General features: G+C 69.1%; 16 protein-coding genes and 1 tRNA gene. 10 read left to right on the top strand and 7 right to left on the bottom strand.

From position 1 onward, the window contains the following. The first annotated feature begins 26 nt into the window (after positions 1–26). The 6 genes from ACQUQ0_RS10720 to ACQUQ0_RS10745 all read left to right on the top strand — a co-directional run bounded on the left by ACQUQ0_RS10720 (position 27) and on the right by ACQUQ0_RS10745 (position 9,819). Entirely contained in the window at positions 27–1,106 is a 1,080-nt protein-coding gene (locus ACQUQ0_RS10720; RefSeq protein ID WP_435185010.1) for an NAD(P)/FAD-dependent oxidoreductase, read from the top strand. 56 nt (positions 1,107–1,162) lie between these two features. Further along, a tRNA-Gly gene (locus ACQUQ0_RS10725) sits at positions 1,163–1,233 on the top strand. Positions 1,234–1,733: 500 nt separating this feature from the next. Beyond that, positions 1,734–3,488 carry a PAS domain S-box protein gene (locus ACQUQ0_RS10730; protein WP_435185011.1) on the top strand — a complete coding sequence of 585 codons (1,755 nt, stop codon included), beginning with the start codon at positions 1,734–1,736 and terminating at the stop codon, positions 3,486–3,488. 142 nt (positions 3,489–3,630) lie between these two features. Beyond that, on the top strand, positions 3,631–8,175 hold the full coding sequence (gene gltB / locus ACQUQ0_RS10735) for a glutamate synthase large subunit (protein ID WP_435185012.1): 4,545 nt from the start codon (positions 3,631–3,633) through the stop codon (positions 8,173–8,175). A gap of 331 nt (positions 8,176–8,506) precedes the next feature. Further along, positions 8,507–9,307, top strand: coding sequence for a DUF7289 family protein (locus ACQUQ0_RS10740; RefSeq protein WP_435185013.1), 801 nt, complete (start codon positions 8,507–8,509; stop codon positions 9,305–9,307). 65 nt (positions 9,308–9,372) lie between these two features. Next, complete coding sequence (locus ACQUQ0_RS10745; protein WP_435185014.1) at positions 9,373–9,819, top strand: hypothetical protein; 447 nt, start codon at positions 9,373–9,375, stop codon at positions 9,817–9,819. Between the two features lie 8 nt (positions 9,820–9,827). On the opposite strand, the gene ACQUQ0_RS10750 is transcribed toward ACQUQ0_RS10745, so the two are convergent. Genes ACQUQ0_RS10750 through ACQUQ0_RS10780 form a run of 7 tightly spaced genes read right to left on the bottom strand, consistent with a single transcriptional unit; the run spans position 9,828 to position 19,518 of the window. Then, complete coding sequence (locus ACQUQ0_RS10750) at positions 9,828–11,384, bottom strand: DUF7289 family protein (RefSeq protein ID WP_435185015.1); 1,557 nt, start codon at positions 11,382–11,384, stop codon at positions 9,828–9,830. Then, positions 11,384–11,923, bottom strand: a complete 540-nt coding sequence (locus ACQUQ0_RS10755) for a DUF7266 family protein (protein WP_435185016.1) — start codon at positions 11,921–11,923, stop codon at positions 11,384–11,386. Before ACQUQ0_RS10755 ends, ACQUQ0_RS10750 begins: the two co-directional genes overlap by 1 nt. After that, positions 11,920–12,924, bottom strand: a complete 1,005-nt coding sequence (locus ACQUQ0_RS10760; protein WP_435185017.1) for a DUF7261 family protein — start codon at positions 12,922–12,924, stop codon at positions 11,920–11,922. Before ACQUQ0_RS10760 ends, ACQUQ0_RS10755 begins: the two co-directional genes overlap by 4 nt. Beyond that, on the bottom strand, positions 12,912–13,496 hold the full coding sequence (locus ACQUQ0_RS10765) for a DUF7288 family protein (RefSeq protein WP_435185018.1): 585 nt from the start codon (positions 13,494–13,496) through the stop codon (positions 12,912–12,914). The genes ACQUQ0_RS10760 and ACQUQ0_RS10765 overlap by 13 nt, the downstream gene beginning before the upstream one ends. 3 nt (positions 13,497–13,499) lie before the next feature. Continuing rightward, positions 13,500–14,012 (bottom strand): DUF7287 family protein, encoded by a 513-nt coding sequence (locus tag ACQUQ0_RS10770; RefSeq protein WP_435185019.1) that lies wholly within the window; start codon positions 14,010–14,012, stop codon positions 13,500–13,502. 5 nt (positions 14,013–14,017) lie between these two features. Beyond that, complete coding sequence (locus tag ACQUQ0_RS10775; RefSeq protein ID WP_435185020.1) at positions 14,018–16,063, bottom strand: type II secretion system F family protein; 2,046 nt, start codon at positions 16,061–16,063, stop codon at positions 14,018–14,020. Next, entirely contained in the window at positions 16,060–19,518 is a 3,459-nt protein-coding gene (locus ACQUQ0_RS10780) for a type II/IV secretion system ATPase subunit (RefSeq protein ID WP_435185021.1), read from the bottom strand. The genes ACQUQ0_RS10775 and ACQUQ0_RS10780 overlap by 4 nt, the downstream gene beginning before the upstream one ends. 103 nt (positions 19,519–19,621) lie before the next feature. Here ACQUQ0_RS10780 and ACQUQ0_RS10785 point away from each other — a divergent pair, with 103 nt between their 5' ends. Genes ACQUQ0_RS10785 through ACQUQ0_RS10800 form a run of 4 tightly spaced genes read left to right on the top strand, consistent with a single transcriptional unit; the run spans position 19,622 to position 23,245 of the window. Beyond that, entirely contained in the window at positions 19,622–21,508 is a 1,887-nt protein-coding gene (locus ACQUQ0_RS10785; protein ID WP_435185022.1) for a hypothetical protein, read from the top strand. Between the two features lie 57 nt (positions 21,509–21,565). Further along, complete coding sequence (locus ACQUQ0_RS10790) at positions 21,566–22,519, top strand: hypothetical protein (RefSeq protein ID WP_435185023.1); 954 nt, start codon at positions 21,566–21,568, stop codon at positions 22,517–22,519. Between the two features lie 43 nt (positions 22,520–22,562). Next, positions 22,563–22,829, top strand: coding sequence for an AbrB/MazE/SpoVT family DNA-binding domain-containing protein (locus ACQUQ0_RS10795; protein ID WP_435185024.1), 267 nt, complete (start codon positions 22,563–22,565; stop codon positions 22,827–22,829). Further along, a complete protein-coding gene (locus ACQUQ0_RS10800) occupies positions 22,826–23,245 on the top strand; it encodes a type II toxin-antitoxin system VapC family toxin (protein ID WP_435185025.1) in 420 nt (139 codons plus the stop codon). The genes ACQUQ0_RS10795 and ACQUQ0_RS10800 overlap by 4 nt, the downstream gene beginning before the upstream one ends. Positions 23,246–23,263: the final 18 nt, after the last annotated feature.

The following is a 23,263-nucleotide window of genomic DNA, read 5'->3' on the forward strand; positions in this document are numbered from 1 at the left end:
GTCGGCGCGACCGCTACTCGGAGGCAATGAGTGACACCGAGGACGGATCCGAGACCGAGGCGCGCGACTACGAAGTGGTGGTCGTCGGCGGCGGCCCCGCGGGGGTACAGACCGCGCTGTACACGACCCGACTGGGCCACGACACGGCGGTCGTCGACCGCGGCGGGGGCCGCGCGGCGATGATGCTCGACACGCACAACGTGATCGGCGTCCCCGAGGAGACCTCGGGCAACGAGTTCCTCCAGACCGCCAAAGAGCAGGTGCGGTCCTACGGCGGCGACGTCGTCCGCGACTTCGTCACCGGGATCGAGCGGACCGACGACGGCCGCTTCCGACTCGTCGGCAACGACGCCGAGTTCCTGGCCGACCGGGTCGTCCTCGCGGTCGGCTTCAACGACGAGCGCCCCGACCCGCCCGTCCCGCGCACCGGCAAGGGGCTGCACTACTGCCTCCACTGCGACGCGTACATGTTCATCGACCGGCCGGTCTACGTGATGGGCGCCGGCGAGGCCGCGGCCCACGTCGCGATGATCATGCTCAACTTCACCGACGACGTGGACCTGCTCCTCCGCGGCGAAGACCCCGAGTGGAGCGACGAGACCGACGAGCAGCTCCGCGCCCATCCGATCGAGATCGTCGGCGCCGAGATCACCGGGATGCAGAAGAGCGACGACGGCTGGCTGGAGGCCTTCGAGTTCGACGACGGGACGATCCGCCGGTACCGCGGCGGCTTCCCGATGTACGGCTCGGACTACAACACCGACCTCCCCGAGCAACTGGGCTGTGACCTGAACGACGACGGGACGGTCGCCGTCGACGAGGGGATGGAGACGAGCGTCGACGGGGTCTACGCCGTCGGCGACATCACGCCCGGGCACAATCAGGTCCCCGTGGCGATGGGCGAGGGCGCGAAGGCCGGCATCGACATCCACTACGGGCTCCGGGCGTTCCCGCGCGACCTCGACGAGATCCGCGAGCACGGCCCCGTCGGCGCCGACGACGTGCCGAACGTGAGCGAGCGGATCCGCGGCGCCGCCGAGGCGTTCGAGGAGGCCCGCGCGCCGCCGCTCGACGTCCCGGACGCCGAGCCCGCAGACGACGACTGATCCGGGCCGACCGAAAGGGTAACACCCTTATTCGGGGACCGGAAAGAGTCGGGTGCGCGCCGGTGGTCTAGTGGTAGGACCTGAGCCTTCCAAGCTCATAGCCCGGGTTCAAATCCCGGCCGGCGCATTTTCTGTCCGAGCGACAGCGAGGACGAAAATCGCCTCCTAGGGATTTGAGCCAGGCGAGTCGCAGCCCGCGGAGCGAACGAAGTGAGCGAGCAGGAACGTCTCGACGTGGTTCACAATCCCGGCCGGCGCACTCACTTCGGTCGTTTGCCGGCCGACATCCCCCTCGCTCACTCCGTCCGCTCGCGGGATTCCCGGCCGGCGCATTTCTGCTGCGAACGAAGTGAGCAGCGAAATCGCCCCGCAGGGATTTGAATCAGGGAGCGACGCGAGCGCAGCGAGCAGAGCGACCGTGGTTCACAATCCCGGCCGGCGCACTCCCTTCGGTCGTTTGCCGGCCGACATCCCCCTCGCTCGCTCCGTTCGCTCGCGGGATTCCCGGCTGGCGTATCACCTCCGAGCCGAACCGACCGAAAACACGTCGCTCAAATTTCATCTCCGACATTCTGTTGTCACTTCAGGACCAAAATCTTATATTCGCTTGCAGGCGTTACTCGCTCGATGGCAGACTCGATCCGGGTCCTCCACGTCGATGACGAGCCGAACATCGGCGATCTGACCGCGGACTTTCTCGAACGGGTGGATCCGCGTTTCGAGGTCGAGACCGTGACGTCGGCCGAAGCTGGGCTCGAACGGCTGCGGTCGGCCGACGCCGAGGTCGACTGCGTCGTCAGCGACTACGAGATGCCGGGGCGCGACGGGATCGAGTTCCTGGAAGCGGTCAGGGAGACCCACCCGGATCTCCCGTTCATTCTGTTCACCGGGAAGGGCTCCGAGGAGGTCGCGAGCGACGCGATTTCGGCGGGCGTCTCCGATTACCTCCAGAAGAGCCCGGGCACCGAGCAGTACGAACTGCTGGCGAACCGGATCCGGAACAGCGTCGAGCGGGCCCGCGCCCAGCGGGAGCGCCAGCGACACCTCAGCGCGATCGAGACCGCCAGGGAGGGCATCAGCATCCTCGACGAGAACGAGGAGTTCGTCTACGTGAACGAGGCGTACGCCGACCTCTACGGGTACGACCCCGAGGAGATGGTCGGCGAGCACTGGGAGCTGATCTACCGCGACGAGGACATCGAGTGGATCGAAGACGACGTCCTCCCGATGGTATACGAGGAGGGCTCCTGGCAAGGGAAGACGGTCGGGCTCCGAGCCGACGGGAGCACCTTCGTCGAGTCGCACTCGCTTTCGAGGACCGAACAGGGCGACATCGTCTGTACGATCCGAGACGTCACCGAACAGCAGGAGCGCGAGCGCCAGCTCCGCCGGAAGACCGCTCGGCTGGAGGCGCTCTTCGAGCAGTCCCCCGATATGATCGACGTCCACGACGCCGAGGGGACGATCCTCGACGTGAACCGTCGGTTCTGCGAGGAGATGGGCGCCTCGAAGGAGGAGCTCGTCGGCAAGAAGGTCTGGGAGGTCGACACGAACCTCGACCCCGACACGCTGAAGGAGACGATCAGGGGGCTCGACCTCGACGAGCGGCTCAGCGTCGAGACCGAGTTCCGGCGGGTCGACGGCTCGACCTTCCCCGCGGAGGCACACGTCCGCCGGCTCGACATCCAGGGCGAGGACCGCTTCCTCGTGATCACCCGCAACATCTCCGAACACGAGGAGCAAAAGCGGGCGATCGAGCGGAAAAACGAGCAGCTGGAGGTGTTTGCGAGCACCGTCAGCCACGACCTCCGGAATCCGCTGGCGACCGCCCAGGGCTACGTCGAGCTCGCCCGCGAGACCGGCGACGACGCGTACTTCGAGCAGGTCGAGCGGAGCCTCGACCGGATGGAGCGGATCATCGGCGACGTGCTGTGGCTGGCCCGCGAGGGCAAAGACATCGGGAGCACGGACCGGATCGATCTCGCGAAGGCGATCGAGGACGCCTGGGAGGTCATCGGCGGGCCGAGCCACCGGACGTCCCTCGAAATCGGAGAGCTGGGATGGATCGAAGCCGACGAAGACCGGCTCCGACAGCTGTTGGAGAACGTGTTGGTGAACGCGATCGAACACGGCGGCGAGACGGTCCGCGTGGAGCCCCTCGCCGACGGGTTCGCGATCGAAGACGACGGCCCGGGGATAGCGGTCGCGGACGCGTCGCGGGTGTTCGACCGCGGGTACTCGACCGCCGACGAGGGCACGGGGATCGGCCTCGCGGTCGTCCGCGAGATCGCGGACGCCCACGGCTGGAGCGTCGACATCGCGGAGTGGGACGGCGGCGCGCGCTTCGAGTACACCGGCGTCGCCGGCACCGACCCGCGCTGACGCCCGTCGCCACGACGGCGGTTCGTCGAACGTCGAATCGAAATCCAGTCAGATTTGTATTGCTGATATGTCCTTATATGTGGTTAGTGAACCATTATGCTTACAGGAGAAGGTCCTTTAGGGGGTAGTTCAAAGGAGGCCTATGACCAAGCCACACAACCACACGACTGGCGAGTCCGTCGGGCTCGCGGATCCGACGGACGAGCGGTCGAACTGCGGCGTCGGCGCCGTAATCGACCTCGACGGCGGCCGATCGCACGAGACCATCGCCGACGGGGTAGAGCTCCTGGAGAACCTCCAGCACCGAGGCACCACCGGTGCGGAGGAGAACACGGGAGACGGTGCCGGGATTATGATCCAGCGGCCCGACGAGTTCTTCGAGGCCGTCGTCGACGTCGACCTCCCCGAGGAGTACGCCGTCGGCTCGATCTTTATGCCCCAGGACGACGCCGCCCGCGAGGGGCTCATCGCCATCTTCGAGCGCATCCTCGCCGAGCACGGGCTGGCCGTCCGCCACTGGCGGGACGTCCCGACCGACAACAGCGGTCTGGGCGCGACCGCGCTCGAATCCGAGCCGGACATCTGGCAGGCGTTCGTCGTCCCCGACGGCGACCTCGACGCCGACGAGTTCGACCGCGCGCTGTACGTCGCGCGGCGCGCCGTCGAGAACGAGGTCGAAGAGCTCGACTCCGCGGGCGCGGCGCGCTTCTACATCTGCTCGCTCTCCCGGAAGACGGTCGTCTACAAGGGCCTGCTCAAGGGCGACCAGCTCGCCGACTACTTCCTCGACCTCTCAGACGAGCGGCTCAAGACCACGCTGACGCTCGTCCACGCGCGCTTCTCGACGAACACCCTGGGCGCGTGGCACCTCGCACACCCCTACCGGCACATCATCCACAACGGCGAGATCAACACCATCCAGGGCAACATCAACTGGATGCGGAGCCGCGAGACGGACCTCGAACACCCGGGCTTCGGCGAGGACCTGGAGACGCTCAAGCCCGTCATCAACGACCCCGACCAGTCGGACACGGCCTCGGTCGACAACGCGGTCGAACTCCTCCTCCAGAGCGGCCGCGAGCTCCCGCACGTCCTGCGGATGCTGATCCCCGAGGCCTACCGCAACGACGACCGGATGGACGAGGAGCGCCGCGACTGGTACGACTACCACGCCTCCCTGATCGAGCCGTGGGACGGCCCCGCGCTCGTCGCCGCGACCGACGGGGACCGCGTCGCGGCCGTCCTCGACCGGAACGGGCTCCGACCCTGCCGGTACGACGTCACGACCGACAACACGCTCGTGATGGCCAGCGAGGTCGGCGCCCTCGACACCGACCCCAGCGAGATCAAAGAGCGCGGCCGGCTCCAGCCCGGCCAGCTGTTCGTCGCCGACCCCGACGAGGGGCGCGTCATCCCCGACGAGGAGGTCTTCGAATCGCTGACCGACGAGAAGTACGGCGAGTGGGTCGACGAAGAGCAGCGCCAACTCGACGAGCTCGTCGACGAGGACGACTACGAGCCGCGCGGCGAGGTCGAACACCTCCGCTCGCAGCAAGCGGCGTTCGGCTACACCCACGACCAGCTCGATCACCTGATCGAGCCGATGGCGAAAGACGGCAAGGACCCCGTCGGCTCGATGGGCGACGACACGCCGCTGTCGGTGCTTTCGGACTTCAACCGACCGCTCTTCACGTACTTCAAGCAGCTGTTCGCCCAGGTCACGAACCCGCCGCTTGACTACATCCGCGAGGAGCTGGTCACGTCCCTGGAGTCGCGGCTGGGCGCCCAGCAGAACCTCCTCGATGAGACCCCCGAACACGCCCGGCAGCTCGTCCTCGACTCGCCCGTCCTGACCGACGCACAGACGGCGGGGATCAAGTCGCTCGGCGACGCCGACGACGACGCGATGGAGTCGACGATCGTCGACATCACTTACGAGAAGGGCGAGGACCTCGAAGCGGCCGTCGAGGCGGTCCGCGAGGACGCCGCGGAAGCCATCGAGGACGGCGCCGACGTGGTCGTGCTCTCCGATCGCGACCTCGGCCCCAGGCGGGTGGCGATCCCGAGCCTGCTCGTGACCGGCGCGGTCCACCACAGCCTCGTCCGGAACGGCCTGCGCAACCACGCCGGCCTCGTCGTCGAGTCGGGCGACCCGCGGGAGGTCCACCACCTCGCGACGCTCGTCGGCTACGGCGCGGACGCGGTCAACCCCTACCTCGCCTACCAGACGATCGGCGACATCGTCGCCGGCTCCGACGGCGCCGACGAGAGCGAAGCGATCGCGGCCTACAAGAAGGCGCTCGAAGACGGCCTCCTGAAGACGATGGCCAAGATGGGCATCTCGACGGTCGAGTCCTATCAGGGCGCGCAGATCTTCGAGGCGGTCGGCCTCGATTCGGAGTTCGTCGCCGAGTACTTCGAGGGCACCGAGATCCGCACCGAGGGCATCGGCATCGACGTCATCGAAGAGGACACCCTGACGCGGCACGCCGTCGCCTACGGCGCCGACCCCGAGCTCGAACGCCAGGGCGAGTACGAGCACCGCTCCGACGGGATCCACCACCAGTGGAACCCCCAGACCGTCGGCACGCTCCAGCAGGCGGTCCGCTCGGGCGACTACGAAAAGTACCAGGAGTTCGCCCAGCTCATCAACGGCCAGTCCGAGGAGCTCCAGACGCTTCGCGGCCTCCTGGAGTTCGACTCCGACCGCGACCCGGTCCCGATCGAGGAGGTCGAGCCGGTCGAGGAGATCGTCCAGCGCTTCTCGACGGCGGCGATGTCGCTCGGGAGCCTCTCGCCGGAGGCCCACGAGAACAACTCCATCGCGATGAACCGCCTCGGCGGGAAGTCCAACTCCGGCGAGGGCGGCGAGCCGCCCGAGCGGTTCAACACCGAAAAAGAGTGCAACGTCAAGCAGGTCGCCTCCGGCCGCTTCGGCGTCACCTCGGAGTACCTCTCGAACGCCGAGGAGCTCCAGATCAAGATGGCGCAGGGCTCGAAGCCCGGCGAGGGCGGTCACCTGCCCGGCAAGAAGGTGAACGAGATGATCGCGCACGTCCGCTTTGCGACGCCGGGCGTGGGCCTGATCTCGCCGCCGCCACTCCACGACATCTACTCGATCGAGGACCTCAAGCAGCTGATCCACGACCTCAAGGCGGCCAACCCCGACGCCGACATCAACGTGAAGCTGGTCTCGGAGGCCGGCATCGGCACCATCGCCGCCGGCGTGGCGAAGGCCAACGCCGACGTGGTCCACATCTCGGGCCACGACGGCGGGACCGGCGCGTCGCCGAAGACGTCGATCAAGAACGCCGGCCTGCCGTGGGAGCTCGGCCTCTCGGAGGCCAACCAGATGCTCCGGGCGACCGGCCTGCGCTCGCGGATCCGCGTCACCGTCGACGGCGGGATGAAGACCGGCCGCGACGTTGCCGTCGCGGCCCTTCTGGGCGGCGAGGAGTACGTCTTCGGGACGGCCTCGCTCGTCACCTCGGGCTGTGTGATGGCCCGGCAGTGCCACGAGAACACCTGTCCGGTCGGCGTCGCCACCCAGCGGGAGAACCTCCGGAACCGCTTCCCCGGCCAGCCCGACCACGTCATCAACTATATGACGTTCATCGCGCAGGAACTGCGCGAGATCATGGCCGAACTGGGCTTCACCTCGCTCGACGAGATGATCGGGCGACCGTCGCTCCTGACCCAGCGCGAGACCGACCACGAGAAGGCGAGACACCTCGACCTCTCGGAGGTCATCGCCGAGCCCGCCGGCGACTCGCGGCGGAAGACCGAAGAGCAGACCCACGCGGGCGTCGAGGCCCAGCTCGACCACGAGCTGATCGAGCGGGCCCAGCCCGCCATCGAGTCGGGCGAGCCGGTCGCGATCGAATCGGAGATCTCGAACGTCGACCGCGCGGTCGGCGCGATGCTGTCGAACGAGATCAGCACGAAGTACGGCGGCGACGGCCTGCCGGACGACACCATCCGGTGTACCTTCGACGGCGTCGCCGGCCAGTCGTTCGGCGCGTTCCTCGCCGACGGCGTGACGATAGACCTCACCGGCGCGGCCAACGACTACATCGGCAAGGGCCTCTCCGGCGGGAAGCTCATCGTCAAGACGCCCGAGACGGCCGCCTACGAGGCCGACGAGAACGTCCTCGTCGGCAACGTCGCCCTCTACGGCGCGACCCAGGGCGAACTCTACGTCAACGGCGTCGCCGGCGAGCGCTTCGCCGTCCGCAACTCCGGCGTGAAGGCCGTCGTCGAGGGCGTCGGCGACCACGGCTGTGAGTATATGACCGGCGGCGTGGTCGCGGTGCTCGGCGACACCGGGCGCAACTTCGCGGCCGGGATGTCGGGCGGCGTCGCCTACGTCTACGACCCCGACGACGAGTTCGCCGGCAAGACCAACACGGGAATGGTCTCGCTGTCGGAGGACCTCGACGACTCCGACCTGCGGATGCTCCGCCGGCTCGTCGAGAACCACGCGGACTACACCGACAGCGACCGCGCGCAGTGGATGCTCGACGACTGGAACGAGGTCGTCTCCGACTTCGTGAAGGTGATGCCCGACGCGTACGCGGCGGTCATCGAAGAGCGCGCCCGCGACGACGTCCGCAAGGAACTGCCGCCGGCGGCCACGGCGGCGGCCGAAGACGACGGCGCGGCGGCGGCCCAGACCAGCGACGACTGACGACTGATGGTGATTACTCTCACTGTTTACCGCCGAACGCAGTCGCCAGGGGCGGCGTTCGGCGGTAAGAGACGAGAGTAGTCACTATGACGGGCTCGCCCGACTCCGAAACCGCTCGCGTTTTCCGCGTTCGCGACGCTCTCCGAGAGCCGAGTGCGAACAGTCGGCACGGTCCACCGCCCCTCGCGTCGGGATGCCGAACACCCGCGGTCCGACGCGAGGCCGTCGTCAGATCACGGCGGTCGTGGGTCCGTCATCGCGTATAAACGTCCGGCAACGCGGGGGAGTCGCCGACAGCACACTTAACTCCGCGACCGTGATAGCTTCGGGTATGCGACGCGGGGGCGGGAGGAAAGCGGGGGGAGACAGCCGCGACCGCGCGGTCAGCGAGACGATCAGCTTCGTCCTCGTCTTCGCGCTCGTCGTCGCCTCGGTCGGCACGGTCTACGCCCTCGGGGTCTCCGAGCTCGAATCGACCCGCGACGCCGAGCGGGTCGAGAACGCCCAGCGGGCGTTCGACGTCCTCGCGGACAACCTCGGCGACCTCCTGGAAGGCGCGCCGAGCCGGGGGACGGAGGTGAAGCTCGTGGACGCGACCCTCCGCTCGACCGACGGCGTCGCGGTGAACGTGACGGTCGACCCGGCGATCGGTCCGGCGGAGTCGTGGTCGTACGCGACCGCCGCGCTCGTCTACGACGTCGAGACGGGCGGCGAGATCCGCTTCGCAAACGGCGCGGTCCTCCGCGACAGCGAGCGGGGCGGCGCGGCGGTCGTCCGGGGGCCGCCGCTCGTCGTCGCCGACGATCGGGTGCTGTTGCGGCTGATCAAGCAGGAACACGTCGGTACGCCGGCCGTCGGCGGCTCCGACACCGTCCGGATCCGGATGCTCGCCGACAGGCCGCGGGTGTTCTACGACAACGAGTCGGCGAGCTACGATATGGTCCGCGTGAACGTGACGACGCCCTACACCGACGCCTGGGCGCGACACTACGAGTCGCGGGGGTTCGCCTGCGACGAGGTCGCGGCGCCGACGCCCGACGCGTCCGGCCGGATCTCCTGTACCGTCTCGGACGTCGGCGACGTCGAGCGGGTCACCGTCGTCTGGACGCGGGTGACGACCGCCTTCGAGTAGCGATCACTCAAAAGGCGCTTTGACCCTAGGGTGGCTATTTGTTAGTCGAAGACAACGTCTCGAATATGGCCCCGCAGCAGACGACGCGGCGACGCGTCACCGACGAGCGAACCGACGCCGGCGCCGCCCTCAGCCCCTCCCGCGAAGCGGTCGCCGATGAGGTCGAAAGCGACGACGTCGACAGCGACGTCGGCGTCGACGATCCGCGAACGCTGAACAGCGAGGACGTCCACGTCCGGAGCTACGCCCACGAGACGACCTACGAACTCGACCTCGAAGTCCGCGCGCCGGACGGCGACGTCGCGTTCGAGACGACGTACGCGCTGGAGCCGGGCGCGCTCAGGAGCGAGATCAACGCGCTCCCGACGGGCGCCTACGAGGTCCGGGCGACGCTCGGTGACGAACGCAGCCGGACCCTTCGCTGTCTGATCGACGACTCGCCGGACGGGACGGTCCTGGTCGAGGTCGGCAACGGCGTGCTCAGCCTCACCGAAGGGCTGCACGACCGATAGGACCGCCCTCAGTTCAGCGCCACGCTCACGTTGTTTTCGGTCACGTGCAGGTAGGTGATGTAGGAGCCCTCGCCCGTGGTGTTGTAGCGGAGCGTCCCGCCAGAGCCACTCACGTCGATCTGTGAGGTGCCGCGGTCGCCCGGCCCGTGGCTGACGGCGAGCTCGAAGTCCGAGTCGAAGGTCGCGAAGTAGTGGCGGGTGAGGATCCGGAGGTTCTGCCGGTCCCCGAACGAGTAGGTGGTGTTCTCGCCGTCGTCGCCGGGGTGGGCGAAGGTGGTCGGACTCGGCGCCTGCGCCGACGAGTCGTTCCGGTCCGCCCAGTCAAGTGCGGTCTCGTCGCCGTCGTCGCCGTCGTCGCCGTCGAAGTCGCCGTCGGTGTAGGTCAGCGGCTGGTCGGGGCTCGTGAAGTCGACCTGGATGATCATGTCCTCGCCGTCGCAGGCGAGCTGGACCGGGCCCGAGTCCGAGGGGATCGAGTCGTTCGACCAGAGGTGGACGCCTTCGGGCGTCGCGGCGTCGTGGTAGTAGACGTCCATCGAGACGGACTCCGTGGACGCCTGGCCGGGACAGTAGCTGTTGCCGATGCCGTTCGGGACGCCGACGCGCGTCTCCCAGGCCTTCGATCCCTCCTCGATGTAGAAGGAGACATAGAGGTTGTTGAACGTCCCGTCGTCCTTCCGCACCGACACCTGAAAGTCGGTGACGGCGTGGCCGGCGGCGATCCCGCGGACCGCGATGCTGTCTTCCTTCTGCGGGAAGTCGAAGGTGCCGACGCCGCGGGTCGTCTCCAGGACGACCGTGGCCGTGCGGGCGTCGTCGTCGACGGAGACGTTCCCGCTCGTCCGCGTCCGGAAGTAGTCGGCCCAGCCCTCGTAGAACTGGCTGTGGACCGTCACCGAGACGGTGCCGTTGCGGACCGGATTGACGTACTGTCTGGTCGACCCGTCGGGGTCGTCGACGTCGTACGGGGCGCCGACGCCGTCGGTGTCCGTCCCGGTCTCGTTCGGGAAGATCCGGACCGTCTCGTGGGTGCGCCGGATCGTCGCCGTCGTCGTTCCGCTGGCGGCGTCGTTGGAGCGGATTCGGATGACGGGGAGCGTCAGCGTCGTCCCGCGGTAGTGGAACTCCGGCGGCGACACCATCGACGTCCCGCCGTCGCGGGCGCGCCAGACCCCGCCGCCCTGGTAGGCGATCGTGGTCTCGCCGTCCTCGTACGCGACGGCACCGAGGCTGGCGTTGTAGATCGTCTCGTCCTCCGATTCGGTGTAGTTCCTGTGCCTGACCCGGATCCAGCCACTCTCGGCGTCCGCCGTGTAACGACCGCCCTCGACGCGGCCGAGCCGGACGGTCTGGACCGAGCCCTCGCCGAGGCCGACGATCGCGGTCCGGGCGTCGAGCAGCGTCATCGCGTTGGCCGTCCGGTCGAGCGACGCCTCGTTCTGGACGTCGGCGAGCGCCGACGAACCGACGGCGACGACGACGCCCGCGCCCACGATCGTCAAAGCGAGCAGCAGCACGAGCCCGATGTTCGACGATACCCCCCGATCTATGTCGGAATCTCCCATCATATTCCCCCCATCGGTTCGAGCGCCAGCGTCCCCTCCCGGTCGCCGCCCGCCACGACGAGCGTGTCGTTCGCCGCGTCGAGTCGGACGACGGTCCAGCCGCCGGCGGTCGAGCCCTCGGTGAGGTCTACGCTTGTCGTGAGGGTAAGGGTGACGCTCACGTCGGAGCGCTCGGCGCGTAGCGTCAGGTCGTGTCGCGCCGGTCCGGGGCCGGGTGCGGCGACCTCCGTGATCTGGATCCGATAGGACTCGCGGGCGACCCGCCGCGGGAGGTCGACGCCGACCCGGACCGAACGGGAGACGGCCTCGGCGGCCGCGAGCCGGTCGGCGTCGGCGATCCCGGCCGCGAGCTGCTCGGCGACGACGTCCAGTTCCTCGCGGACGACTCGCTCGCGCTGGTCCTCGACGTAGCCGCCGGCGCCGACGAGCAACCCCGAGATCAGGACGGCCGTGATCGCCAGCGCGATGACGTAGTTCACCGTGATCGAGACGGCGCGGTCGGCATCGGGGGCGCAGACGGCGTTCGGCTCCCGATTCACGGCGGCTGCACCTCGATTGTGGCCGCGTAGTCGAGCTGCGGCGTCCGGTAGGTGACGCGGAGCTCCGCCGCGTAGAGCCCGTAGGTCCAGTACGGCTGGCCCGCGCCGGCGGTGGCGAACCCCGACAGCGGGAGCGCAGCGGGCGGCTCGTCGACGACGAGCCGATAGGTCCCGCCGGCCGCGTCCCCGTCGCGGAACGTGATCGAGACGTTCCCGGAGGTGTCGTCGAGGCGGGCGAGCGGCGGGCACGACGCGCCGCCGACGGACGCGTTCGCGACGTCGACGACGAAGGTCCCGTCCGTCACGGAGCCGGCGGCGCAGGTCGTCGTCCCGGCGGGCTCGACGATCCGCGCCGTGGGCGTGCCGGAGTCGTTGTAGAGGAAGAGGCTCCGCGTCCCGACGTCGGAGGAGACGTTCACGTGGAAGACGTCGGCGGCGACGTAATCCGAGGGGTCGTCGGTGAGCCGCGTCGCGTCGACGGCCAGCCGGATCGAGTGGATGCCCGTGACCCCCTCGGAGTCGGCGACGAGCGTCCAGTTCTCGGCGCCCCCGTGGCTGGTGAAGTTCCGCGAGGAGTCGTTCTGTCGGAACTGCGTGCCGTTCGTGACGGCGACGACGTCGACGTCGGCCAGGTCGCCCGCGGTCGCCCGGTGGTGCGAGGCGGCGTCGTCCCAGGCCCGCATCGTCGCCTCGAACGCGGTCAGAAGCGCCGCGTGGGAGCTGTCGTTCCGTTCGTTGACGGACCGCACGGCGTCGACGCCGGCCGACTCGGCCGCCCCGGCGTAGTCGATCCCGGCGGTGCCGTCGACGCCGGCCTCCCGCGTCGCGAGGTTGCCCGTGTAGATCGCGGTGTTCAGGAGGAGCGCGAGCGAGACGAAGAGCACCGCGAGCGCGAGCGCGCCCACCACGAGGAGCTGGCCGCGGTCCGCTCGGCCGTCGCCGCCGTTTGCCGGCGCGCCCGTCCGATCCCGAAGGGAAGAGAGACGCCTCAGATCCGCCATACGACGAGCTCCACCTCCACGACCGCGTAGAGATTCTGTTCGGGGTCGGCGTCGCCGACGAAGTACGACGAGTCTCCGAGCGTGTCGTCGGTGCGAGTGCCGTCGGCCGCGCGGAGCCGGTCGCCGTCCGTGAGGGTGACGAGCCGGCGGGCGGTCGAGGCGTGGTCGCTCGGCTCGCCGAGGTCGACGATCGGCAGTCGGCGCCTGTCGCCCTCCTCGTCCACGTAGTACACCGTCAGGTCGAACGCGATGCCCCGGTTCGACAGCGCATCGTCGAGGACCGCGCCGAACGCCGTCGGCGGCGGTCCCCGGACGTAGCCGTCGTCCGTGGCGCCGTGCCAGTTCTCGTCCGACTCGTTCCAGTACAGGAGCGTCGGCCGGAGCGTGTCGTTCGCGTCGGCCGTCGCGAGCAGCCCCTCGGCGACGGCGGCCTGTTGGTTCTCGATGTGCTGGCTGGAGGTGCTGCCCGTGAGCGGCGTCACCGCCGTCACCTGGAGCGCGAAGACGAGACTGGAGACCAGAATCATCGCGGCGGCGATCGCCTCCAGCGTGTGAGCCTGTGCGCGCGCCATCTGTCACCACACCCGCACGAGGAGCCGGTACGTCTCGCCGTCGAGCAGGACGACCCGCCGCGCGGCCGTCACGGTGCCACTGTCGGGGACCGCGGGGCCGGCGGCGAGCGCCTCGCCGAACGGGGCCGCCACCGGGCCGTCGAGGCGGTGGACCGAGACGTTGACGCCGCCCGGATCCGGCAGCGCGAACATCGCGGAGGTGTTGTCGACGGTGGTGTCGTACCGGCACGTCGTCGGCGCGCCGCCGTCGTCGGCGTCGCCGTCCAACTGCTCGAAGAACGCGCTCGTACACGTCTCGTTCAGGACGTACGGTTCCGCGGGGTCGCCGAGGCGGTCCGTCGAGAGCGACGTCGCGACACGATCGGCCGTCTGCGGGCCGTCGGCGCTCTGGAACGGCGCGAAGATCGTCGGCACGAAGGCGGCGACGAAGGCGACGACGACGAGGAAGAGCCCGATCGCGATCGCGAAGTCGATCGTGGTCTGGCCGCGCGCCGTCGTTGGTCGTGTCTCGCGCATCTGCCTCACCCGACCACCATCCACACGGCGAGCGCGACGGTCTGGAGGACGACCACGAACTTCACTCCGGAGACGATGTCGGCGTCCCGGATGTAGCCGCTAATGAACCCCGACAGCCCCGCCTGGAGCGTCACGGCGTGGAAGAACAGAAGCGACAGCACGGCGGTGTCGACCCCCTCGCCGAAGTTCAGTCCCTGCCCGGAGAGTTCGCTCCCGCCCGCCGAGGAGGCCTGCGAGGCCAGCCCGGCCATCACGTCGAGGAACTGCGTCTTGAGGATCGCCATCACGCCCAGAAGCGTGAGGTAGGTCATCAGGATGATCGCCACCTGCATCCGCGTTCTGGACTTCCGCTCGCGCTCGATGTCGTCTCGGTTCTCGGAGGCCTGCGCCGCGGTCGTCAGCACCTCGGTGATCTCGCTTGAGGCCTCCTGGGCCTTCGAGATGAGCTTGACCGTCCGGGCCAGGCGGGGGATGTGGTACTTGTTGTTGAACTCCACGAGGGCGCTCCGGAGGCTCATCCCGTAGTTCACCTTCGCGTGCATCACCTCGAACTCGTCGGCGAGCTTGCCCGAGGAGGTGTCGGCGACGGTCTTGACAGACTCCAGGAGCGTCTGGCCGGTGTCGTTCGCGCTGGAGAGCTTCCGGAGGTCGTCCGAGAGCTTGCCCGTGATGGCGTTCCGCGAGCGGACGTTCCAGGAGTGGAAGAAGGCGAGCGGGATCCCGACCACGTAGGTGGGGACGTACCACCAGACGAAGGTCCCCCAGACGGGCGAGTCGAGCATCCGACCCCAAGAGAGCGGGGCGGCGCCGTTGGCGATCGCGACTCCGAGGAGCGCGAGCGCGGCCGGCACCGTCACGACGAGGGAATAGAGCGGGTGATCGCGGAAGAAGATGTGCGGTCGGCGGAGGAGCTGGGCGGTCTTGTGGGTCCCCTCACGGTCGCGGATGCGGTCGAACAGCCGGAACTCCCCGACGAAGCTCTCGATCAGGCCCATGTGGATGAGCCCCTCGCGGGTCACCTGTTCGAGGCGGTCGGTGCTCTCGGAGGGCTGGAGGTAGCCGTCGCCGGGCTCGTCCTGCTTCACGGTCGAGACGAGCACGAGAAAGCCCACGCCGGTGAGCGGGATGAGGGCATAAACGGTGGCGTACAGGAGGCGCTCCTGGGAGTTGCCGAGCATACTCATAATCACGAGGATGATGATGAGAAGCAGGGGAAACAGCGAGAGCGTCATATACATCTCGCCGAACAGCTCCAGCGTCTCGAGGATCGTCTCCTGTTCCTGCTTCGCCGTCCGGAGGTGCTTTTCCTTCTTGTCGTCGAGGAAGCCCTCCATATCGCCGCCGGAGTTGACGATCGAGAGCATATCGGTGAGGAACTGCGAGAGCTCCTCGGAGGGCGTCAGCATCGCCTGATCGCGGATGGCGTTCCGGTAGTCGGTCCCGAAGTACTCCGTCTCGCGGACGATGCTCTGGAACTCCTTTGCGACCTCCCCGTAGGTGTCGTCGGCGCGGGCCATCGCCTCCAGGATTTCGAGTTGGTTCAGCCCGCCGACCGACAGCGCGTACATAAACGAGATCGCGTCGGGGAGCAGCATATTGATCTCCCGCTCCCGCGCGGAGGCCCGCGAGTACGGGACCGCGACGAGCGTGCCGAACCCGAGCGCGAAGCCGATCGAGCCGAAGACGAGCCCCGAGACGATCGTCACCGCCGGGACGGTGAGCGCGTTGAGGGCCGCGGCCGTCGCGCTGTCGGATACGGGGAGGCCGATGCTGAAGACGGCGGGGTCGACGAGTCCGAACTCGAAGACCGCCCAGCCGACGAGCGTGCCGAAGAGCCACAGCGCGCCCCCGGCGATGACGCCGATCGCCAGCGCGTGGGAGAGATACAGCTCCACGGTCGCGCCGATCCGCGCCTGTTCGAGCTTCGTCCCGACGTCGGCCACGAAGTCGCCGTCCTCGTCGAAGAGGAACCGGAAGAGGGGATAGAACGCGTCGCCGAGCGCGTCGGTGCTGCGGTCGATCTCCTCGCCGTCGCCGACGTCGAGGCTCATCCGTCCTCACCCGAGCGGTCGTCGGTGTCGGTCGGTTCGCCGTCGCGTTCGTCGTCCGCCGCGCCCTCGACGTCCCCGAAGTCCCAGTCGGACTCGTCGACGGTGGGGTCCGAGTCTGAATCCGCATCCGAATCCGAGCCGTCTCCCGCGTCGGCGCCGCGACCGCCGCCGAAATCGCTCCCGTCGGCGATCCCGACGTCGCTGTCGCTGTCGCCGTCGGCGGCGAGCGGATCACTACCGCCGTCGTCCGTCTCCGGGGAGTCACTGCCGGCGTCCTCGGCGTCGTCACTCCGTGCTTCCGTCGGGCCGCCGCCCTCGACGAGGTCCTCAAAGGTGACGTCGCCGGATCCGGATCCGGACCCGGATCGGGAATCGGAGCCCGTCTCTGCGGGCCCCTCGGTGTCCCCGTCGAGTGCGGAGACGTCGTCTTCGGCATCCGCGTCCGCGTCCGCGTCGATTGCGGCCGGGCCGTCGTCCGCCGCGTCGTCCGCGTCGAGTGCGGGCGTCTCGGTTCGCTCGTCGAGCGCGTCGAGTTCGGGGTGCTCGTCGCCGGGGTCGGCGGCGAGGTCCGGGGCGGACTCGACGTCGACCAGGGCGTCGGCGACGTCGACGTCCTCCAGGTCGCGGTACTCGGGCCACAGCTCCGCTTCGGCCCGGTCGAGGATCTCGCGGCACTGCGCTTGGACGTCGGCCTTCGGGTCCGGTCGGGGGACCATCTCCTCCTTTTCGGGATCGACGTCGATCTCGACCGATTCCATCTCGCGGAGGTCCTCCAGGCTCCGTTCGAGTTCGTCGCGGGCCATCAGCGCGAGGATCGTCTCGGGGTCGTTGATGAACGCCTGGAGCGTCGCCGCGACCTCGGTGTAGGTGTTGAGCCCGCGGTCGATCAGGTACGCGAGGACGACGTGTCGCTGGAACAGCTCGTCGTCGAGCCGCTCGCGGGTCCACCCGCGGTCGAAGCGGATGTCCTCCAAGGTGTTGGACGACCCCATCTTCAGGAACTCGTCGCCTTCTGCCTGCCACTGGTAGACGTCCTGGACGTTGATCTCGTCGTTCTCGGCGTCGTAGTGGTTGATCTCGGTCAGGGCCTTGTTCCGCCGGACCTTGTCGCCCTGGACCCGCGTGGAGGTCTGGACCGAGACGAGATCCAAGGCAGTGAACATCGTCTTCGAGACGTTGATCGGATCGGTCGTGAACCGCTTGAGGACCTCGCCCACGCTGTCGGCGTGGAACGTCGTGTACGTGGTGTGGCCGGTCGACATCACCTGGAAGAGCGTCCGCCCCTCCTCGCCGCGGATCTCGCCCATCACGATGTAGTCGGGGCGTTGGCGGAGCGCGGCTTCGAGGAGGTCGAACTCATCGACGTCGCCGCGGTCGTCGTCGCTGAAGGACGGCCGGGTGACGGAGGCGACCCAGTTGCGCTGGGGGAGTTCGACCTCGCGGGTGTCCTCGATCGAGACGATCTTCGCGTTCGAGGGGATGAAGAGCGAGACGGCGTTCAGCGAGGTGGTCTTCCCCGAGGCCGTGCCGCCGGCGAAGATCAGGCTCTTGTCGTTCTCGATGCAGAGCCAGAGGAAGGCCATCTCCTCCAGAGAGAAGGTCTTCCAGTTCACGAGGTCGATCGGCGTGTAGGGGACGTCCTTGAACTGCCGGATCGTGTAGTTCGTCCCGTGGTCCGAGACCTCCCGGCCGAGGGTCAACTGCGCCCGCGACCCGTCCGGGAGCGTGGCGTCGACCTGCGGCCGGCGTTTCGAGATGCCCTTGCCCGAGCGCTGGGCGAGCTTGACCACGAAGTCGTCGAGCTCCTCCTCGCCGTGGTAGACGTTGGTGATGATCTGCTCGTAGTCGGAGTGGTAGACGAAGACGGGGGAGTTGTAGCCGTCGCAGGAGATGTCCTCGACGTTGACGTCGTGTTTGATGCCGTTGATCCGCTCGTAGCCGATGAAGTCCCGACGGAGCGCGTAGAGCAGCTTCTCGACCTGGTAGTCGTTCAGTTCCGTCGGGTCCTCCTCCAGGACGGCGGGCTCGGGGCGCGCCGCGATCCCGTCGAGCGAGGGGTCCGGCGGACCGCGCGTGTCGTCGGCGAGGAGGCCGTCGAGCCGGCCGCCGAGCGAGCCCTCGCGGAGGCCGAGCGCGCGGGCGACCGACGCGAGCGAGCGACCGCCCGAGGGCGGCGCGTCGTCGTTGCCGTCGGCTTCGCCGCTCGCCGAGTCGTCGTCGGAGCCGAATCCGAGGTCCAGATCGAGCCCGGCGAGCAGTCCGTCGTCGTCGCCGTCGCTCGATCCGGTCGGAAGCACCGAGAGCCCCGCCTCGCGGGGCCGCTCCGGCGTCCGGTAGAGGTTGTAGCGTTCGAGCAGTTCGAGCGCCTGCTGTTCGATCACCCGCCGCCGCGTGTCGGGGCCCTCGGCGACGACGCTCTCGTCGTCGTACTTGATCGCCGTCCGGAGCTTCCCGGTGAGGAACTCGACGAGGTCGGCCTCGATGCGGTTGCGGTGCGGCTCGATCACGTAGTACTTCTTCTCGTTTTCCTTCTCGGAGTGAAACAGGATCACGAACGCGTGGGGCTTGTTGACCCAGTAGCGCTCGACCTCCCGGAAGTGGGTCTTCTTTTCCATCGGGACCGCCTTCTCCAGGTCGTAGCGGTTCACGACCGTCGTCGCCCCGCGGGCGTCGGTGAAGAAGGCGTCCTCGTCGAACTCGGGGTCGACGTCGACCGTCCGCTCGTCGACGAGGTCCTTGAGCTCTGCGGCGCGCTGCCCGCCGCGGGCCAGCGCGTTCTCGACGCGGTCGGGATCGGAGCCCGGCGCCTCCGTCGCGTCGAAGGGCTCGATCTCGCCCGCGTCGTCGCGCGGTCGCGACCCGTCCTCGTCGTAGTAGTACTCCCGCTTGTAGTGCTCCCAGAGCCAGACGTCCTTGACGACGGGCGTGGTCGCGGGGTCACAGAAGTCCTCGAACTCGCGGTCGAGCCGGACCGCCTCCGCGACGGCGTCGGCGACCTCGCCGTCGACGTCGACGGGGTGGAAGCCGAGGTGCGACTCGGGATCGAGGCTCACCCCGTCCCAGTCCTCGCGGGTCGGCGTCGGAATCTCGACGCCGTCGTCCCAGCGCGCGCTGTCGGCGTCGCCCCGGTCCAGTTCGCGGGGGTCGCGGCCGCGGTACAACGCCTCGACGTCGCCGTCGGCGCCGTACTCGTCGAGGAAGTCAGCCCAGGTGTACTCGCCGCGGACCGCGCCCGGGGCGGCGTCGGCGTCGGCATCGCCGTCGTCGGATTCCGAGCCGCCTTCGGCCGACGGATCGTCCGATCGGACCGCGGGCTGGTCGGTCGCCTCGGCCGCCGCTGCGGCACGATCGACGGTGCCCCCCTCGAGGGTCGACGGCGGGCCGTCCCCGTCGCCCTCCGACGCGTCGTCGCCGCCCCCCTCGGCGGTCACCGACGCGTCGTCGTCGGTTGCCATCGTTCGACGGAGGGCGCCGTCAGGGAAAAAGACTTCTGCCGCGGTTCTCAGAGGCGGTATTTTGCCCGGTTGTTTTATGTGAGCCGTTTCGGTAAGGGGCCTTATGAGCCACGACGCCGACCCCGACCGAACGGTCTCCGTTGCAGACGAGGGAGTGCGCGTCGAGAAATCGTTCGCCGGCGAGGAGTTCCCGGTCCCGGCGATCAAGTTCCGACTCACCTCCGAGAGCGACGAGCCCGTCCACGTCCGCATCGTCGACCAGATCCCCGAGGACTTCCCGATGGAGGGAGTGGGGTTCCACCCGGACTACGAGAGCGAGGCCTGGACGGCCTACATGGACCACCGCGTCGAGTTCGAGCGGACGCTCGGCCCCGGCGAGTCGGTGACGACGGTCTACGGCATCCGGCTGGACGACTCCGCGGAGATCGAGGACTTCCTCGGCGAGCCGATCCTCGAACGGCCGCCGCGCCCCGAGGAGATGGCCGAGGGCGACGAGGCCGGCTCGAACGTCGAGGACATCCTCGGCGCCGACCGCAGTCAGCTCGTGCGCGACGCGCTCCAGGGGCGGGGGCGACTCGCCGACGAGGCCCAGGAAGCCCGCGAGGCGGAAGAGCCCCCGGCGGCCGATCCCGGCGAGGAGCCGGGCATCGAAGCGGCCCCCGGCGACGTCGAGGCCGACCCGGACGTCGGGGCCGAAGAGGCCGACATCGAGCCGGAGGTCGTGGAGTACGACGTGGCCGCCGACGCGGAGCCGACGCCGTCGGACGCCGAGGAGTCGCCGACGCCCCGAGCCGTCGCCCCGGGACTGACGCCGGCGCTCCAGCGGACGGAGGAGGCCACGGTCTCTCCGGTCGAGACGGGCACCGAAGAGGCAGAAGCGGAAGCCGAAGCCGCCGCAGAGTCGGCAGACTCCGAGCCCGAGGAAGCCGCGGGGGAACCGGAGCCCGCGGAGACGGCCGAAGAGGCCGACATCGAGCCGGAGGCGGCAGAGCCGTCGGTCGACGAGGGAGCCGAAGTCGAATCGGATGCCGACGTGGACTACGTCGACATCGAAGCGGAGGTCGACGTCGAGGACGGCGAGACCGCGGGCGCCGACGAGGAGCCGGCGAGTGAGGCCGAGGCCGCCGGCGGCGCGGCCGCGACACCGACGAGTCCCGAGGGCGGACTGGCGGCGACGCTCGCCGCCGAGGTCCGCGCGGGCGAGGTCGACGACGACGACCTGGAGACGCTCCGCGAGGAGTTCGACGCCGGCCTCCCGCGGAGCGCCGACGTGCGCATCCGCCGCGTGCAGGCGCAGATGGAGGACCTCAACGCCTACGCCGACGCGATCGCGGAGTTCATCGACGAGGAGGGCACCGGCGCGGAGCTCGTAGAGCGGGTCGACACCGAGCTGACCGAGATCGAAGCGGAGCTCGACGACCTCCGGGACGCCGTCGGCGACGCCGCAGAGGAACGCGAGGCCATCCGCGAGGACGTGACCGGAGTCCGCGCGAACGTCGAGTCGACCGCGTCGGACCTCGCGGCGACGGACGAGCGCCTCGACGACGTGGCGGAGACGGCCGCGGCCGCGAGCTCCGGCGTCGACGACCTCCGGGAGCAGACCGACGCGATCGAAGACCGGCTCGACGAGACGGCGGAGCGGCTCGACGCCGTCGCGACCGACGTCGACGCGGTCACGGGCGACGTAGACGACCTCGCGGGCGACCTCGACGACGTCGCGCTCGACGTCGCCGACACCGACGAGCGGGTCGCGCGGCTCGACGACGAGATGGGCGACGTGCGCGAGGACATCGCGGCCCTCGACAGCGACGTCCTCGACGCGCGCGAGGCGCTCGAAGCCGAGATCGACGACGTCCGCCGGGAGCTCTCGGAGCTGTCTGCGGCGCTCGACCGCATCGAGTCGATCGAAGACGACATCGAGACGCTCAAGCAGTTCCGCGACCGGCTCAACAGCGCCTTCGGCCCCGGCGGCGCCGGGAACGGAGAGTAACCGGGACAGAGACCGCGAAGCGCAATCGGTTTAGCGCGCCCACTCGTGGGTCCGGTAATGACCCAGACGGAGGCGATTCGCGTCGCCGTCCCGCGCAAGGGCCGCCCGCTCGAAGCCGTGCTCGAACGCGTCGCCGACGTCGGCGAGGCCCGCCAGCCGAGCGACTGGGCGCAGTCCGGCGACGGCCGCGACCCCGAGCACGTGGCCGACGAGATCATCTCGACGCTCCGCCACGAGAAGGCGATCACGAAGGGCAACGCCGAGCCGGGCGCGGACGTCTACCAGCGCCTCACGACCTACTCGGACCTCGACGACGACTACGCGCCCGAGTACACCCTCCTGCGCGACCAGCGGGAGGGGATGCCCCGGCGGATCGTCTTCGACAGCCTGACGGTCGACGTCGCGGGCGTGCCCGTCCAGTTCGTCGGCCGCGAGGAGCCCTTCCGCGCGCTCCGGACCCACGAGTTCGCGCTGGGCTTCGACAGCGCCGACCTCGTCCTCGAAGAGGTGGTCGAACTCGAACCCGAGGGCGTGGAGTCGATCGAAGACGTCAACGCCCGGATCGACCCGATGAACACCGACGTCCGCGTCGTCTCCGGCCTCGGCGACACGGTCTATCACACGCTTATGGCCCGCCCCGAGATCCTCCCGCCCGGCGCGGACTTAGACCGGGAGTTCGTCGCCGGCTACGAGGGGCCGCTGTGCATCTCGCCCCGGTACGAGCGGCTCGTCGAGGCCGTCCTCGGGACGCTCCCCCTGGAGGGCGTCACCTTCGCGTACCCCGACGACGAGCGCGAGGAGGAGGCCGCCATCGCCGACGTCGGCCTCGGCGTCTACCTCACGATGACGGGCTCGACCGCCCGCGAGCACGGGCTGATCCTCGGCGAGCACCTCTTTCCGTCCGAGACCGTGCTGATGGAGAACGTCGTGGAGGCCGCCGACCTCGACGCCGCAGAGCGCGTGTGTGAGGCGCTCTCGACGGCGCCACACGAGACCGAGATCGCGGTGTAAGACTAATTCTTAAGAGTAAGAGCGGCGTACCGTCGGTAAGAAGATGTCCGTCTCGGAAGACGCCACGGTCACGAGCAAGGGGCAGGTCACGATCCCGAAGCGGATCCGCGACGCGCTCGGCATCGACTCCGGGACCGAAGTCGAGTTCGTGCTCGAAGACGACGGGACCCTCCGGCTCCGACCGAAGGAGCCGGCGATGGAGCGGCTCCGCGCCGTCAAAGAGCAGCTGTCGGCGCACGACGTCGACCTGGAGGCGCTCCGGCGGGACTCGAAGGCCGCGTGGAGTTCCCGCGACGGGGACGGCGCGTGATCTTCCTCGACTCGTGGGTCTGGCTCGAATACCTGTTCGACGGCGACGCGGCGGCTGACGCCGAGTCCGTCATCCGACGGGCCGACACGCCGGAGACCGAGGGGCTCGTCGCGCCGACCGTGCTCGCCGAGGTCTCGTATCGGATCCGCGTCGTCGAGGACGGCGAAACCGCAGACGAGGCCGTCAGGGCGATTCGGGACTACGACCACATCGAGAGCGTCCCGGTCGTCGACGACGTGGCCGAGTACGCCGCGGAGCTCCGCCACAAGTACTACGAGCGCGGCGATCGGGAACTGTCGTACGCCGACGCGATCCACCTGGCCACCGCGGTCGTTCACGAGGACTGCGACGCCCTCTACTCCGGCGATCCGGACTTCGCGGGGATCGACGAAATCGAGACCGTCGTGCTCGGATAGCGGAGACGCGGCATCGGC

Origin of the sequence: Halobellus sp. EA9 (genome assembly GCF_051195055.1) — an archaeon.
GTDB classification, from domain to species: domain Archaea; phylum Halobacteriota; class Halobacteria; order Halobacteriales; family Haloferacaceae; genus Haloquadratum; species Haloquadratum rubicundus.